Source organism: Gordonibacter sp. An230 (genome assembly GCF_002159915.1).
GTDB lineage: Bacteria > Actinomycetota > Coriobacteriia > Coriobacteriales > Eggerthellaceae > Rubneribacter.
In genome coordinates this window covers 18,142-33,057 of record NZ_NFJP01000010.1, presented here as the reverse complement: position 1 = coordinate 33,057, position 14,916 = coordinate 18,142, and the positions used below count along the sequence as shown (strand labels likewise).

At 59.7% G+C, this 14,916-nt stretch carries 17 protein-coding genes; 16 read left to right on the top strand and 1 reads right to left on the bottom strand.

Going from position 1 to position 14,916, the window contains the following annotated elements; translation table 11 throughout:
* Positions 1 to 10: 10 nt before the first annotated feature.
* From B5F40_RS06790 to B5F40_RS06720, 16 genes are all read left to right on the top strand, one after another.
* Positions 11 to 262, top strand: a complete 252-nt coding sequence (locus tag B5F40_RS06790) for a hypothetical protein (protein ID WP_087193590.1) — start codon at positions 11 to 13, stop codon at positions 260 to 262.
* 106 nt (positions 263 to 368) lie between these two features.
* Positions 369 to 614 carry a hypothetical protein gene (locus tag B5F40_RS06785; RefSeq protein WP_087193589.1) on the top strand — a complete coding sequence of 82 codons (246 nt, stop codon included), beginning with the start codon at positions 369 to 371 and terminating at the stop codon, positions 612 to 614.
* A gap of 90 nt (positions 615 to 704) precedes the next feature.
* A complete protein-coding gene (locus B5F40_RS06780) occupies positions 705 to 3,359 on the top strand; it encodes a hypothetical protein (RefSeq protein WP_087193588.1) in 2,655 nt (884 codons plus the stop codon).
* Entirely contained in the window at positions 3,349 to 4,086 is a 738-nt protein-coding gene (locus tag B5F40_RS06775) for a distal tail protein Dit (protein ID WP_087193587.1), read from the top strand. Before B5F40_RS06780 ends, B5F40_RS06775 begins: the two co-directional genes overlap by 11 nt.
* Complete coding sequence (locus tag B5F40_RS06770) at positions 4,077 to 6,638, top strand: phage tail spike protein (RefSeq protein ID WP_087193586.1); 2,562 nt, start codon at positions 4,077 to 4,079, stop codon at positions 6,636 to 6,638. The genes B5F40_RS06775 and B5F40_RS06770 overlap by 10 nt, the downstream gene beginning before the upstream one ends.
* An 11-nt stretch (positions 6,639 to 6,649) precedes the next feature.
* Positions 6,650 to 7,051, top strand: a complete 402-nt coding sequence (locus B5F40_RS06765; RefSeq protein WP_140396444.1) for a hypothetical protein — start codon at positions 6,650 to 6,652, stop codon at positions 7,049 to 7,051.
* Positions 7,048 to 8,049 carry a BppU family phage baseplate upper protein gene (locus tag B5F40_RS06760; RefSeq protein WP_087193584.1) on the top strand — a complete coding sequence of 334 codons (1,002 nt, stop codon included), beginning with the start codon at positions 7,048 to 7,050 and terminating at the stop codon, positions 8,047 to 8,049. Before B5F40_RS06765 ends, B5F40_RS06760 begins: the two co-directional genes overlap by 4 nt.
* Before the next feature lie 15 nt (positions 8,050 to 8,064).
* Entirely contained in the window at positions 8,065 to 8,967 is a 903-nt protein-coding gene (locus B5F40_RS06755; RefSeq protein ID WP_087193583.1) for a DUF6273 domain-containing protein, read from the top strand.
* A gap of 75 nt (positions 8,968 to 9,042) precedes the next feature.
* Complete coding sequence (locus B5F40_RS06750; protein WP_087193582.1) at positions 9,043 to 9,453, top strand: hypothetical protein; 411 nt, start codon at positions 9,043 to 9,045, stop codon at positions 9,451 to 9,453.
* A 12-nt stretch (positions 9,454 to 9,465) separates the two neighbouring features.
* A complete protein-coding gene (locus tag B5F40_RS16950; protein WP_413467510.1) occupies positions 9,466 to 9,606 on the top strand; it encodes a DUF6273 domain-containing protein in 141 nt (46 codons plus the stop codon).
* A gap of 407 nt (positions 9,607 to 10,013) precedes the next feature.
* Entirely contained in the window at positions 10,014 to 10,931 is a 918-nt protein-coding gene (locus B5F40_RS06745; RefSeq protein ID WP_239442938.1) for an RNA-directed DNA polymerase, read from the top strand.
* 78 nt (positions 10,932 to 11,009) lie between these two features.
* A complete protein-coding gene (locus tag B5F40_RS06740) occupies positions 11,010 to 11,456 on the top strand; it encodes a carbohydrate-binding protein (protein ID WP_087193581.1) in 447 nt (148 codons plus the stop codon).
* A 1-nt stretch (position 11,457) separates the two neighbouring features.
* Positions 11,458 to 11,904, top strand: coding sequence for a hypothetical protein (locus tag B5F40_RS06735; protein ID WP_087193580.1), 447 nt, complete (start codon positions 11,458 to 11,460; stop codon positions 11,902 to 11,904).
* A gap of 1 nt (position 11,905) precedes the next feature.
* Positions 11,906 to 12,166: a phage holin gene (locus tag B5F40_RS06730; protein ID WP_087193579.1), complete on the top strand. Its 261-nt coding sequence runs from the start codon at positions 11,906 to 11,908 to the stop codon at positions 12,164 to 12,166.
* On the top strand, positions 12,159 to 12,869 hold the full coding sequence (locus tag B5F40_RS06725; protein WP_140396443.1) for a C39 family peptidase: 711 nt from the start codon (positions 12,159 to 12,161) through the stop codon (positions 12,867 to 12,869). Before B5F40_RS06730 ends, B5F40_RS06725 begins: the two co-directional genes overlap by 8 nt.
* Positions 12,850 to 13,914, top strand: a complete 1,065-nt coding sequence (locus B5F40_RS06720; RefSeq protein WP_087193577.1) for a LysM peptidoglycan-binding domain-containing protein — start codon at positions 12,850 to 12,852, stop codon at positions 13,912 to 13,914. Before B5F40_RS06725 ends, B5F40_RS06720 begins: the two co-directional genes overlap by 20 nt.
* 100 nt (positions 13,915 to 14,014) lie before the next feature.
* Here the strand turns inward: B5F40_RS06720 and B5F40_RS15890 are convergent, their stop codons facing one another.
* On the bottom strand, positions 14,015 to 14,362 hold the full coding sequence (locus B5F40_RS15890; RefSeq protein WP_140396442.1) for a hypothetical protein: 348 nt from the start codon (positions 14,360 to 14,362) through the stop codon (positions 14,015 to 14,017).
* Positions 14,363 to 14,916: the final 554 nt, after the last annotated feature.

Here is a 14,916-nt window from a genome sequence, read left to right as displayed (position 1 = left end):
GAGGTTGCGAATGGTTATCAAGGTTGGCGAAAATGAGTTCGAAGCGACCTTCAACGCGTTCACGCCGATTGCCTATTCTCGATGCTTCAATGAGGTTGTCGATGGAGGGAGGAAGCGACCGAAGGACATTGCGGACGCGGTTTCCAAGATCGCCGGTTCTCTCATGACTAGCGACGTGCCCGCTATCGTCCCGCTTCTCGAAATCTTCTACGCGTGCATCAAGACCGCAACGCCGAAGTTCGATACCGGATTCGATGAGTAGGTTTCTTCCTTCCCATCGGACGCGTACAACTTGGAGCGCAGGGACGGTTGGGCTTCCGACGTGATGCGCATTGTCGAGGACAACTTTTTTCCAAGCGCCGCGAAAGATGCAGTGGAAGCCGAGGGAGCCGAAAAGGCCAGCCCCGCCGCTTCCAAGTAACCTGCAAGACGCGTGCGACGCGCGATACATCTACAACTGCCAGCAATGCGGACTGACGCTCTCAGACCTTCAGATGATGAGCTACCGGCAGGTTAAAGACCTTCTGGAGATTAACGCGTTCTACGCCGACGCTGCGGCGCACTACGACGAGGACGAGAAGGCGCGCAAGGCAGAAGCCGCGTTCTGGTCATGACGTGAAGTGAGTTCTTGACGGCAGCGCACCCGCGAGGGCGCGTTGCTTCAAGCACTCATGGGACTTTGACAACCGAAGAGGGGTGATTACGTGGCGGTCACTTACAAGGGGCTTGTTATCAAGTTCGGCGGCGACACTACCGAGCTTCAAAGCGCCCTGAAGAAGGTTCAGCAAGCATCGCGCGACACCCAAAGCGACTTGCGCGATATCAACAAGGCGCTGAAGTTCGACCCAGGAAACACCGAGCTGCTAGAGCAGAAGGTAAAGGCGCTCAACTCTGCCTACGGCGAGACGAAGCAGAAGCTTGATGCTTACAAGCAAGCGCTCGCTCAGTTGGAGAGCAAGAAGCAGAGCGGCGCGCAGCTCACGGCTCAGGAGGAACGGCAGTACGACAGCCTGAAGCGCGCGATCATGCAGTGCGAGCGCCAGCTTGACAGCTACGGCAGCGAGCTTGCGGACACGGCGCGCGAAGCGGACGCATCGCGCACGGCGCTTTACAAGGTTGGTCAGACCATCGAGGACAACGCCGACAAGCTTTCAAACGCCGGGTCTAAGATCTCGAGCGCGGGAACGGCATTGTCTGGCGGCATCATCGGCGCGGCTGGAGCGCTCACCGGCCTTGCATCGAGCCAAGAGGAAGCGATACAGCAGAGCGGGCAGCTCGAAACGGCATGGGTGAGCGCTGGCGGCACCGCCGAGCAAGCATCTTCGACCTATGCGAGCTTCTACCGCATCCTTGGCGATTCTTCGTCTGCCACGGAAGCGAGCCAGAACCTAGCGCGCCTGACAACCAACGAGCAGGAATTGCAGCAGTGGACGGACATTGCCGCTGGCGCTTACGCGACATTCGGCGACGCTCTGCCGCTTCAGAACTTGGCGGAAGCAGCGCAGGAGACGGCGCACACGGGCACCGTCACTGGCGGTCTTGCCGACGCGCTCAACTGGTCTACGGCATCCGCCGAGCAGTGGAGCGCGGCGCTTTCCGGACACTCTTCGGCTCAGGCCGCGTTCAATCAGGCGGTCGCCGAGGGTCAGACCAAAGAAGACGCTTTCAACGCTGCTCTTGCCGCGTGCGGAAGCGAGCAGGAGCGCTCGCAGCTCATCACCGAGACGCTTACCGGGCTTTACGCGGACGCGGGGCGGCAGTACCAAGAGACGAACAAAGACCTTCTCGCTTCGCGCGACGCGCAGAACGAGATGAACCAGAGCATGCAGGAACTCGGCGAAGCGGCCTTGCCCGTCAAGACCGCCGTTACCGAGATCGGCACGAGCCTTCTTAACACGCTCGCGCCCGCGCTCGAAGCCGTCACGGGTTGGTACAAGAACCTAACGCCAGAGCAGCAGACGCTTGTTAATAACCTCGCGCTCGGCGCGGTCGCATTCGGCGGCGTGACAACCGCCATTGGTAAGACGATGGAAGCCGCAGAGGGCGTGGGAAGCGCCTTCAAGACCGCTGGCGAGCTTTGGGGCGGCGCTAAGAAGCTCATGGGCGACACGGGCTTTCTAAGCAAGATCGGAACCGGCTTCTCTAACATCGTCACCAAGGCGGGCGGTCTTGGAAGCATGCTCACCGGCACGCTATCTAGCGGCTGGACGGGATTTACCGGGCTTATCGCCGCGCATCCTATCGGCCTTGGCGTTGCCGCCGTGTCAGCCGCCGTCGCTGGCCTTACGTGGTTCTTCACGCAGACCGAGACGGGTAAGCAGATGTGGTCTGACTTCACCGGCTGGATTTCGGAGAAGTGGCAAGCCGTGCAGGATTTCTTCGCTGGCGTGCCTGAGTTCTGGGGCGGAATCTGGGAGCAGGTCAGCACCGGCGTTTCGGATTTCTGCACCGGCGTTGGCGAGAAGTGGGAGCAGTTGAAGCAAGGCGCTTCCGACACGTGGGAGAACATCAAAACCGGCGCTTCGAACGCTTGGAATGATCTTAAAACCAACGTCGGGAACCTCGCACAAGGCGCAGTCGATACCGTGTCTAACTGGTGGAACAACCTAACCGGCAACACCGATTCGGCCTTCGGGCAAATCGCTTCCACGGTTCAGAACGACATGAACACCGCGAAGACCGTTGGCAGCTCGGCGGCTGGCGCTCTGCAAGCCGCAATGAACGGCGACTGGGAGACGGCGAAGAGCCAAGCGGCAAACGCCTTCAACGCGATCAAAGACAACATCGGCTCGAAGCTTGACGCTGCCGAGAGCACGGCGGTTAGCATCGCAGACCGCATCGGCGACAAGCTGGGATTCCCCGGCCTTGGCTCGAAGGTGCAGGGCGTGTTCAACAGCATTCGGGGCTTCATAGAGAACCCTATCGAAAGCGCATGGAACGCGATTTCGAGCATTCCGCAGAAGATCATGAACGCCTTCAGCGGAATCAGGATCAGCATACCGAAGGTGAAGTTGCCCCATTTCTCCGTTAGCTGGTGGGATTTGGGACCGGTTCGCCTTCCCAGCGTAAGCGTTAGTTGGTACGCGCGCGGCGGCTATTTCGATGAGCCTTCAATCGTCGGCGTTGGCGAGGCGGGCGGCGAGTTCATCGCGCCTGAGAAGCAGCTGCAAGGCTTCATCGAAACGTCGGTCAACCGCGCCTTCTCGCGGTTCGCCGACACGCCGAGCCAGCCCGTTAACGTCGCCGTGACGGTTTACGCCACGGTCGCTGACGGAGTGGACGCATACGAGACAGGCCAGCAGATCGGCGCTGGCATCGCAAGCAAGCTGAAGCAAAGGGGGGTGCCAGTTGCAACTTAGACGGACTAGGAACCAGCACGACCGAATCATCTTCAACGGCACCGACCTATCGAAGCTGGTTTACTGCAAGGTGCGCCGCCCCATCATGGCGACCGTCAACGCGACGTTCGAGAGCGTGCCGGGGCGGCACGGCGAGGTTTTCAAGAGCGCCTACCGTGGCGGCTACGACCTCCCCGTTGAGATTTGGCTTAGGACTGAAGACCGCCGCGAGGTCGCGGAGATGCGGCACAAGCTCGCGGCGGCTCTCTGGACTGAAGAACCCGCGCCGCTCTACCTTCCCGATGACCCGACGCGCTACCTGCTCGCAATCGTGAGCGGCAGCACCGACCTAGACGAGATCACGGACGATTGCCCGACAACCACCGTGACTTTCCATGTCGGCGACCCCGACTATTACGGGCAGAAGCGCCGCATGGAGGTTTCGGCGGGCAACGTCTACGTAAACGCTGGCGGCAACCGCCCCGCTTACCTGAAGGTCACGGCGAAGCCCTCCGCTGGCAGCGCGTGGCGGATTACGAACGTCGATACCGGCGAGTTCGTGGCTATCAACACCGCGCTCACGTCTTCAAGCACCATCAGGCTTGACATGGAGACCGAGCACGCGACGGTTAACAACCAGACCGCGCCGGTAACGATTGATTCGGATTACTTCGAAATCAACGGACGATGCCACCTGAACATCACCAACGGCACCGCGATTCTTGAGTGGGTGGAACGATGGCTTTAGTTAGACGTATCAGCTTCACCCGCTTCAACCGCTGGGGCGACAATCTGGGGCGGCTCACGGTGAGCGCCGCGACGCACGCCGACGCGCTGGACGGCACCGACGAGCTGAAAATCACGTGCGCCGAAGACCTCGTGAAGGGCGACCGCGTAGTTTGGATTGACCTTCAGGGAGTTTGCCACGAACACATCGTTGACACCGTAGACCGCGTACACGACGATGACGGCGCGCCAGAGACGCAAGCGGTCTGCATCAACTCGGTTAACGAGACGTGGGATGACTGGTTGGACGATAAGCGGCCTTCTGGCAGCGTGTCGGTAGCCCTCTCATCCATTCTCGCTGACACGCGCTGGGAGGTTGGCACCTGCGATCAGGGCGGCAGAGCTTCGCACACCTTCTACCACATCAGCGTGCGCGAGGGCATAGCCGAGCTGCTGGAAACGTGGGGCGGCGAGCTTGAAACGACCATCGTTCACAACGGCGCTGGCATCGTCGCGCGGCGCGTGAACATTCGCGCCCTTCGCGGGAACCAGAGCAGCGCAAAGCGCTTCACGTGGACTAAAGACCTCGTTTCGGTCAAGCGCTCAATAGCGAGCGACAACCCGAAAACGCGCGTATACGGCTACGGCAAGGGCGTTGAGACGGAAGGCGGCGGCTACGGTCGCCGTCTCACTTTCGGCGATATCAACGGCGGCAAAGACTACGTGGAGGATGCCGAAGCTACCGCCGTTTGGGGGCACCCCGACGGAGAGGGCGGCATTCTTCCCGCTGTCGCGTCATACGTCAACGAGCAGTGCGAGGACGCGGCGCAGCTCTTGCAGGAAACGAAAGACTACCTAGAGCAAGTGAAGGAGCCGAAAGTAACCTACACCGCTTCGGTTATCGACCTATACGCGTTCGGGCGCTCGTGGGAGGGCGTGGGCGTGGGCGATGACGTTGCGATCATCGACAAGGGCTTTTCTGCCGAAGGCGTGCGCCTTCATGGCCGCGTGTCTCAGATTGAGCGCGACTTGCTCACCGGCGACGCGACCGTGACGTTCGGCACGCTTACGGACACGATGGCCGACATGTGGCAGAGCGTTAGCAGCGCCCTGAAGAGCAACAGCCAGCAAAACGCGCTCTACGACGCTGCGGCTGGCACGTCGGTATCGTGGCTAATTCAGCTTCAGCAGGCGCTCAACGCTCAGTTCAACGCGGTTGGCACCTACCATGTCGAGACGTTCGAGCTGGGCGAGATTTGGAGCAACGTACCGCTGAACCCCGAAACGGGTTTGCCGGTCAAGTCAACCGCCGACATGTGGGCTATCAACGTCAACGGTCGCGGTCAGCGGTTGGCTGCTGGCCTTACGTCAGACGGTCAATGGGATTGGCGAACGTTCTTCACGGGTGGCATGGTTACTGCCGACGTTATCAACGCTGGAACCATGAAGGCCGACCGCGTGCGCGCCGGTCTGCTGACCGACGAGAAGGGAAACAACTTCTGGGACTTGACCAGCGGCGAGTTCTCGCTTTCCGCTGGCGCGAAACTGGGCGACACGAGCGTTGAAGACCTTTTCACCGGGCTTGACGAACTCGATAAGACGATGGACGGCATAGCCGAAGACGGCATCATAACGGAAGCCGAGCACGCGGCGGTGTCTAAGATCATGCAGACCGTCGAGAAGGAGCGCGTAGACCTCGAAAACGAGTACGAAAGCCTATACAACAGCGAATACCTCAACTACCAATTCAAGCAAGTTCTCAGAACTCAGTACGAAGCGGTGTTTAGTGTCAACGGCACGCATGCGAAGCTAGAACTGCGCATCCAAAACGTGCTTGGGACAACGACGGCTGAAGAGCTGTCGGACGCTATGCAGCTCTACGAAATCGCATACAGCGACTATTCAGATACCATCAAGACGTACAACTCAGCAGCCCGTCAGGCGAAGAGCATTATTGAGCAGGCGCAAGCGCAAGACAAGGTGGACGAGCTGGACGATTCCCTCACGCAACGTGAGGTTTTCAACCGGCTGACGAACAACGGCGCTACGCAGGGAATCTACCTAAGCGGCGGTCTGCTCTATATCAACGCTACCTACATCGAGACCGGCACGATCAGCGACCGTCTGGGGCGTAACACGTGGAACCTGAGCACGGGAAAGCTCACGACTAACTACATGACCGCGAACAACATAAACGCAAGCGGAACGTTCGAATGCGGTACGGTGTCGAACCTTCTTCGCATTGTCAGCGGTGCTATCTACGGGTATGAGAACAGCACGCAGATAGGAAAGATTGACTTCTCCGCCCACTCGTACAACATTGACGATCCGTCAATCAAGTATCGCGGCATTCAGATTACGGCAGAAGGAACGGTGCGCATCAGTTCGCCGCAGATTTCGACTGCCGTATCAAGCAATCAGAGTACGACAGCGACCATCTGCACAACGAAAGATTCGAGTGTCACGTACATTAGCGAGATTAGAGATGACGGAGACGGAACAATTTCTTGGTCTTGGAAAACGCGATCCATCAACTTCAAGAACGGGTTATGCACATACTGCGGACTGGACTAGGGAGGTATTTCATGGCGACTATTTATTACGTTGCTCACGACCCGCTAAGCAACTCGGAAGCAGTCATTACTGAGTACGACAGCGAGCTTCTTAAGAAAGCCGCTGAGGGCGGAATTGTATTCATCGCCGTTGACGATGATGGAAGCCGTTCCATCGTTCCCGTTGACGACGTAAAGGAGCCTGAGAACCGCGAAGGCTCGTTCACCATCGTTCAGCCCATATACGTCGATGACAGGGTTAGAGCTGTCGTTGACGTATTCGATGCTCTGGCCGCGAGCGTGCCAGCCGTCGCCGCGAGTGCGGACGTGCAGCCCGTGTCTAGCAAGGCGCGGTCTGCTATGAGCTTCGCCGAAGCGCTCGAAGCCCTCCGCGCACTCGCCTACGGAACCGGCGAGGAAGGCGGCGCGCAATGAGCAACACGCGGACGCTTGAACTCGATATCTCGAAGGAGGGAGCGGGAACTTGTATTAAGGTGGGTCAGGGCGACGATGGCGGAACGACCATCAACGCGCTTATCTACGACAACGGAGCCGAGTTCTCGCTTTCGGGCGCTACGGTGTGGCTCGTGGCGCTTCTGCCGAACAAGCGCAACTACTATCGCGGGCAATGCTCAGTCAGCGGCAACGCCGCCACGATCACGGTTGACGAATCCAAGCTTTGCAGCGTCCCCGGCTACACCGACGAAGCCTACTTCACGATAACGAAGGGCGGAAACACCTACTCAACGGAGCGGTTCGCTATCGAAATCCTGCGCAGCGCTCTTGACGGGCAGCAGCCCGCGCAGAACTGGGACGATGCCGTTCAAGACCTCATCGACCGTGGCAATCAGGCCGTAAGCTCAGCCAACAGCGCGGCCAGCGCGGCGAACAGCGCCGCGAGCAAGGCGAACTCGGCTTCTACGAGCGCGACCAACGCCGCGAAGGCTGCAAACGATGCCGCAGCGTCGGCGACAAGCGCAGCTTCGGAGGCGAACACCGCCAAGCAGAACGCCGACGCTGCAACCACGGCTGCGAACAACGCGGCATCAGCCGCCAACACCGCCAAGCAGAACGCCGACGCGGCAACATCCAACGCCAACGCCGCCGCGAGCGCGGCGAACACTGCCGCTTCAAGTGCCAACGCCGCCGCTGCTGCGGCAAACGGCGCGGCGGAGGATGCCACCGCCGCTGCGCAGAACGCGCTTAACATCGCAAACTCTATCGCTTCTATCGAGCCGCCCTCAGATGACGAGGTGCAAGAGCTGCGCGAAGAGAACGCGACGCTTGCGACGGCGCTTGTGGAGCTACAGGACGGCTACATAGTTCTTGGCGAAACTGCGTACATGCCCACCAACAGACGCACTGCACTTTCTAGCGAGACCGTAACCGTCGCTCAGGCGAACGTGAGCGGCGAGACGGCGACGCTCAACTAAGGAAGGAGAAAAGCAATGGCCGACTTGTCGAAGTTCTCTATCGGCGGAACCGCCTACAATCTGAAGGATTCTTCTGCGCGCAACACGGCGAACGCCGTAACGACTGCCGAGGAATACGACCGGCAGCACATCATCAACGCATACGGCGGTCGCTCGCTCGCTTCGGTCTTCGCAAGCGAGATCGGGAGCACCGACGTTTACACATGGCTTCGGAACCGCGCTCGAAGCGCCAACTTCGCCGGTCTTCGTATCGGCGATTACATCGACGTTCCCATCACGGCGGGCGCTAACGTGCCGTCGCAGACGGTGCGCTACCGCATCGGCGCTATCGACCACTATTACCAGTGCGGCGACACAGCGAAGGGGCACCATATCGTCATGGTGCCGCTCGCGCCCGTGAGCGTCACCGGAGACAAGGCATCAAACACCAGCTACCTTCAGTGGCGAGATACGAACGACAACAACGGTACCGCCGAGGAAAAGCACCCTTACTTGGTTTCGAAGCTGCACGACTGGGAAATCAACGACTTCCTGCCAGCGCTGCCGACCGCGCTTCAGAACGCGATCATGGCGCAGCGCGTGCTTCTCGAAGAGCGCTATTCTTCGAGCGAAAAGCTCACCGAATCGAGCGGTTGGAGCTGGGCGGATTTGGGCAAGGTCTGGTCGCCCTCAGAGATGGAGGTTTACGGCTGTCCGGTATGGGGCACCAAGGGCTACTCTGTCGGCTTCGATAGCCAGTTCCCCATCTTCAGCGATACGGCAAGCCGCATCGCGGGCGGTCGCGTCATTTGGTGGCTGCGGTCTGTCATGGGTGGTTCTTCGTCCAACGCGTGCTCTGGCGACGGCGGCGGCTCTGCCTACTACGCCGCGCCGGCGTACGACTGGATACGCCCGCTGCCGTGCTTCCTCATAGGCTGATAAGCCGTACACAGTACCGCGCTGGCGCATGCCTTGCGCATGCGCCAACCGTCGCAGATTAGGAGGTGCCGCGAAGTGAGCGGCGTATACATGCGCAACCGCAACCTAAGCTCTTTCGAGTATTTCAACACGGCGGTTGCGATCAGAAACGACGTGACGCGCCTTGTAACGTCGCGCGACGTTCCGAAATCCTACCGCTTCATCTTCGCGGTGCCTATGGCAGAGACGGCGCGAAGCGTTGTCTTCAATCTGGTTAAGGCCGACGCATTCTATCCGAACACGGCGCGCAACGTCGATGAGCGGAAGCGCTACATGACGCTTGCGCTGGCAGATCTAAACCAGCTCTACCAAGACATGCAAAGCCTTCTGACTATGGGGCTTCCCATCAAGGCCGCGCGGCTCGAAGGAATCCTAGACCGAATCGACAGCGACATTAAGCTGATAAAGGGCGCTCGCGCTGGCGTGAAACTCATAGGAAAGGGGTAAAATGTTCGCGAGTTGTCCCTTGGAAATCGTCGCGTCAATTGGTGGCTGCGGTCTGTCATGGGTGGTTCTTCGTCCAACGCGTGCAATGTCAACAACAACGGCAATGCCAACAACAACGCGCCGACGAACGACTGGATACGCCCGCTGCCGTGATTCCCAAGCTTTGCCAGACCACGCGGCCGTAAGCGCCGCGCGCCGTGCATTTGAGGAAGGAAGGGGCGACCACCGGGCATGCGCCCGTAAATATGCACCCCGCGACGGTTGCCGTTCGCTGCTTGCATGGCGCGGTTCTCGGCTTCCGACCGCGTTTCATGGTCAACCGTCAAGCGGCTGCTGGATGCCGACTGCAAGCCGCGCGGGGTGCCCTCATGAACTCTGAAGAGCGACGCGTAGCACGCCGCGCAAGGCGAGATGCCAAGCGCGCGGAGAATAGGGCTAGGCGCATCGAAGGATGCACGCTAGAAGCCGTCGCAGACCTCGATAACCTATACAGCGCGGCGAACGGCGCTGCTGCGGGCGTTCGCTGGAAGGCAAGCGTCCAGCGCTACATGGGGCGTGTCATGCCAAACATCATGCGGGCGCGCCGCGACCTGCTCACGGGCGCTGACTTCCGGCGCGGCTTCATCGAGTTTGACCTTTTCGAGCGCGGAAAGCTTCGTCATATCTGCTCTGTCCACTTCTCGGAGCGTGTCATACAGAAGTCTTTAAGCCGTCACGCGCTCGCACCCGCGATCTGGCCTACCCTGACAGAGGGATGCGCCGCAAACGTGAAGGGGCGCGGCACCGAGTACGCAATCAAGCGCATGAAGCGTCAGCTTGTAGCCCACCGGCGAAAGCACGGGGCGGAAGGCTACATCTTGCAGGTCGATTTCTCGGACTATTTCGCGAACATCGACCACGACGCTTGCAAGCGCATCATTGACAGAGCCATTGACGATGAGCGCGTTAAGCGCGTCATGGGCGACCAGATAGACGCTCACGGTGCGCGCGGGCTTGGTCTTGGCAGCGAGCCGAACCAGATTCTAGCGGTGGCCTTGCCGTCGCCGATAGACCATCTGATGCTTTCGCTTCCGGGCATCCTCGCGAGCGGTCGCTACATGGACGATAGCTATTGCATCGCGCTTGACAAGCAGACGCTTTGGGACGCGCTTTCGCGCATCGAAGCGCTCTGCGACGATCTGGGAATCATCATCAACCGCAAGAAGACGCGCGTAGTGAAGCTGTCGCGCGGCTTCGTTTTCCTGAAGAAGAGGTTTTCATATGGCGAGGGTGAAAAGGTGGTTGTTCGCCCTTGCCGCTCTTCCGTGACGCGGCAGCGGCGCAAGCTGAAGAAGCAAGCGGCGCTGGTCGCTCGCGGCGTTATGACCGTCGAGCAAGTCAACCAGTCTTACCAATCGTGGCGCGGAGGCATGAAGCGGCTTGACGCTCACGAGACGGTAAGGCGCATGGACGCGCTCTATAAGCAGCTCTTCAGCTAAGAGCGAACACACACTATCAGGTACCAAAGCCCTCGCAGACGCGGGGGCTTTTTCGTTACCGAGAGAAAGGGGCAACAAATGGCACTCACCGAAGACGAAGAGAGCATGGTGCGCGCGATCATCGCGATTTACAAGACACAAGCGCCGTCTCTCTCAACCGACGTGGCGAGCCGAGCCGCCGCGCTCTTCGCCGCGTGGGACAGCAACGGCCGCGCCTACGCCGAGGGCGAGCGCGTGAGCTATGAGGGCGAGCTTTACACGTGCCTTCAGGCGCACACGTCGCAGACCGATTGGGCACCCACGGCAGCGCCGAGCCTTTGGGCGCAGGTGCTTGAAGCTGGCACGCCCGACACGCCGACAGAGGAAGTGCCCGAATGGGTGCAGCCCGATTCTACGAATCCCTACCCGCTCGGTGCCCGCGTCAAGCACAACGGCAAGGTCTGGGAATCCCTCGTTGCAAACAACGTCTGGGAGCCGGGGGCTGTCGGCACAGAAACCGTCTGGCGAGAGGTGACGGAGGGCTGACGTGGCGGAGAGCGTTTTAGACCATGCAGCGGCCTTCGGTGCCGAATGGTTCTTCGCGTTCCTCGTTGCTATCGGTTTCGGAATACTCGCAAAGCAGTTGCTTAACGAGTACCAGCGCAACAACGAGCGCAAGGCAGAGCTTGAAGAGCGAAACGCGGCGCGGCAGGCAGAACTAGAGCTGAAGCGCGAAGAGCGCAAGCGCGACGAACTCAACGAGCGCGCGCAGCGCGACCGCGAGCGCTCGGAAATGGAAGGCCGCATCGCTGCGCAGATGGAGCGTAGCAACAACATTTCGGAAGGGCTGCAAGCAGCTATGGAATCTCTCAGGGCTTCCACGGCGGCGCTGCACGACGAAATCAGGGAATCGCGCGAGCACTCGCACGACATGGCAAACAAGGTCGATCACATCTACGACCGCGTAGACCTCATCTATGAAAAGGAGAACTGAAATGATTAACTTCACTGCACGAATCAAGAACAAGACGTTCTGGCTTACTCTCATTCCCGCCGTCCTGCTGCTCGTGCAGGTGGTCGCCGCGCCGTTCGGCTACCAGTGGGACTTTGGAGTTCTGAACGAGCAGTTGGCCGCGATCATCAACGCGCTTTTCGCCGTGCTCGCGATTCTTGGCATCGTGACCGACCCGACCACGGCGGGCGTTGGCGATTCCGCGCAAGCGCTCACCTACACCGAGCCGAAGCGCGATGAGTAGGCTAAAGGCTGTCGCCCTCGTGCTTTCCGGCGCGCTCGCGTCAATGCTCTTCTGCGGCTGGCTCATCGTCGGCCATATCGAGAGCGACGCGGGCGCGCTCGCTGAAGCGCACGAAGAGGGCTACGCTGCCGCTGAGGAAGACCGCCTAGCAATCGTTGCCGATAGGCCGATTGCCGAGGGTAACAGCATGCCGATATGGCTTCAGACCGACCCGCAATGGGACTACATACCATATGCGGGCGGCACCATCGGCGACCACGGCTGCGGCCTTACATGCGCCGCTATGGCTGTCAAATACATGACGCTTCAGGACATTACGCCGCTCACGCTCGCATCGTTCGTGGGTGACACGTGCCTTACCGATGGCGTTAACGACCCCGGCAAGTTCTGCGCGTGGATTGCCGAGCATTACCCGGAATACGGCATCGAGAGCACGCCGATTTCTTACGATCTCGCACCCGTCCTTCAAAACGTGTCCGATGGGTGGCTTGCCTTCGCTGGCATGAGCGGAACGCTCGGCGATAGGGACTACGGCGGGCACGTCGTGCTTATCTGGCGCGCCGACGATGACGGCTACTGGATACGCGACCCGGCGAGCGCTGGGAACTCAGCGCGCGCCTTCACGCTCGAAGAGCTAGAGCAGGTCGATTTTCACTACTTCTACTGCATCAGAGGGGGCTTCTATGGCACTCAACGGCATTGATATTTCTAACTACCAGCGCGGGCTTGACCTCGCGCAGGTGCCTTGCGATTTTGTTATCTGCAAGGCGACAGAGGGAACCACCATCGTTCACAACACCTGCGACCCGTGGATTCAGCAGGCTATCAAACTCGGCAAGCTCTGGGGCTTCTATCACTTCATGAACGGAGAAGACCCCATAGCTCAGGCTAAGCACTTCGTCGCAAGCTGCCGTAACTACTTCGGCAACGGCATTCCCGTTCTCGATTATGAGATGTATGGGCGCATCGGAACCGACAAGGCAAAGCAGTTCCTCGATTACGTCTACGATCAGACCGGCGTTCGCTGCATCGTCTATATGAGCCGTAGCGTTTGCACCGAAGAGGATTGGTCGAAGATCGCGCCGAATCACGCGCTCTGGGTTGCGCAGTACGCTAACAACAACCGCACCGGCTACCAGTCTTCGCCGTGGCTTCCCGATGGCGGCTTCGGCGCTTGGGGTAGCTGCGCAATCCACCAGTACACGTCGAATGGCCGTCTCAATGGCTTCAACGCGCCGCTTGATCTCGATATCGCCTATATGACGCGCGAAGCGTGGGGCAAGTTTGCCAACCCGTCCGGCGCGGCAGCGCCCGACGTTCCGCCCGCAGAGGTCGCCGAGCCTTCGCCGGAGGGCACGACGCTTGACCTTGCAGCAGCGGTCATGCGCGGCGAGTATGGCGTTGACGATGAGCGCCGCGAAAAGCTCGGCGACCGTTACCAAGAGGTGCAAGACCTCATCAACTACATTGACGGCGCTTCCGCTTCTCAGCTCGCAGATGATGTGGAACGCGGAATGTTCGGCGTTGTGCCGACGCGCAGCGACGTTCTGGGCGACCGCTTCAGCGAGGTTCAGGCAATCGTCAACCAGAGGGCGGGCGTTGGCGCTGCGCGCGTCTACACCGTCAAGAGCGGAGACACGCTCAGCGAGATTGGCGCTTCGCTCGGTATCGACTGGCACACCATCGCAAGCAAGAACGGCATTGGGGCACCTTATACGATCTACCCCGGCCAGAAGCTTTCTTATTAGTGTTCAAGCGGGGTACCCTGACAAGGGGTGCCCCGCTTTCTGGCGTTAGACGGGCTTACAGCAAGCCGCCCATCTGGTGTTTTGCAAACACCGGAAATTGCTATTTTTGGCACGTGCCAACGACAACAAACCAGTTTTTCGATACTCTAACTATGCAAGTATCAAGCTGGATAGCTGCGCGGTTGGCGGTGCTTGTGGAGTTCGCCGTTTTTCTCATAAGCTCCACCAGAGTAGGAAGCGTCGACTCGTTTTGCGAGAACGTGTCGCGCTGATTCATAGATGGGGTGGCGCCGTGCAGGCGCACCCCTTTTTTCTGTTCGGTGCCAATTCTGATCTTGGATTCGGTCGATTTAGGCTTGAAGGGCGTTTCAGGTAGCCTCTGCCTTGTCGGGTGCAATGCGGCTTCTTGTGGCAGCGCATCTTCGCATCGTCTTTCGGCATCGTTCAAGCCCTCTCGCTTTGGTGGGGCAAGGACGTGGGGCGTGCTCGAGTGACTGCAACCCCCATTCCTTCTCCTCCCTCGTCGTATGTCGAGTTTTCTTTCCCCGGCTCGCAAGCGGCACCTTTTGGGCCTTGTTGGCGTTCCCGTGCCTTGCGGCGTGATTCGCTGCGGTGTTGGGTATTCGCGATGAAGCAGCTGACCGTGCGGAAAAAGAGCCGTATCGTTTTCGGGATGCGGTTCCTGCGGCGATCATCGTTGGCCGACGGATGCGCTGCTCCGATCATCCTCGGCGCCTTCGGTGTCGGGAGCATTCCGAGTGAAATCGCATGCTCTTGTTGGCGGTGTCGAGAAAGTTCGCGTAGCCATCGGGCATCGTGTAGCGGAGCTCCTCGCTTCCGGCCCATTGCGCTCTTTGGCCCGATTCGTCGTTTGGATGATTCTGCGACTGGCGTTCTTGCATGACCCTGTTCGGATGACGGCGCTTACGGCGGTGTCGCGAGGCGTGCGGGCTGTCGCGGAAACGCTGTCAGAGCGGATGAGCGTGCGATAAGAGAGTCGAA

Bases quoted from the DNA above. Each gene is read 5' to 3' on its own strand.
- B5F40_RS06790 (WP_087193590.1), top strand. From the start codon at position 11: ATGGTTATCAAGGTTGGCGAAAATGAGTTCGAAGCGACCTTCAACGCG.
- B5F40_RS06785 (WP_087193589.1), top strand. From the start codon at position 369: ATGCAGTGGAAGCCGAGGGAGCCGAAAAGGCCAGCCCCGCCGCTTCCA.
- B5F40_RS06770 (WP_087193586.1), top strand. From the start codon at position 4,077: ATGGCTTTAGTTAGACGTATCAGCTTCACCCGCTTCAACCGCTGGGGC.
- B5F40_RS06765 (WP_140396444.1), top strand. From the start codon at position 6,650: ATGGCGACTATTTATTACGTTGCTCACGACCCGCTAAGCAACTCGGAA.
- B5F40_RS06760 (WP_087193584.1), top strand. From the start codon at position 7,048: ATGAGCAACACGCGGACGCTTGAACTCGATATCTCGAAGGAGGGAGCG.
- B5F40_RS06755 (WP_087193583.1), top strand. From the start codon at position 8,065: ATGGCCGACTTGTCGAAGTTCTCTATCGGCGGAACCGCCTACAATCTG.
- B5F40_RS06745 (WP_239442938.1), top strand. From the start codon at position 10,014: ATGCCAAACATCATGCGGGCGCGCCGCGACCTGCTCACGGGCGCTGAC.
- B5F40_RS06740 (WP_087193581.1), top strand. From the start codon at position 11,010: ATGGCACTCACCGAAGACGAAGAGAGCATGGTGCGCGCGATCATCGCG.
- B5F40_RS06730 (WP_087193579.1), top strand. From the start codon at position 11,906: ATGATTAACTTCACTGCACGAATCAAGAACAAGACGTTCTGGCTTACT.
- B5F40_RS06725 (WP_140396443.1), top strand. From the start codon at position 12,159: ATGAGTAGGCTAAAGGCTGTCGCCCTCGTGCTTTCCGGCGCGCTCGCG.
- B5F40_RS06720 (WP_087193577.1), top strand. From the start codon at position 12,850: ATGGCACTCAACGGCATTGATATTTCTAACTACCAGCGCGGGCTTGAC.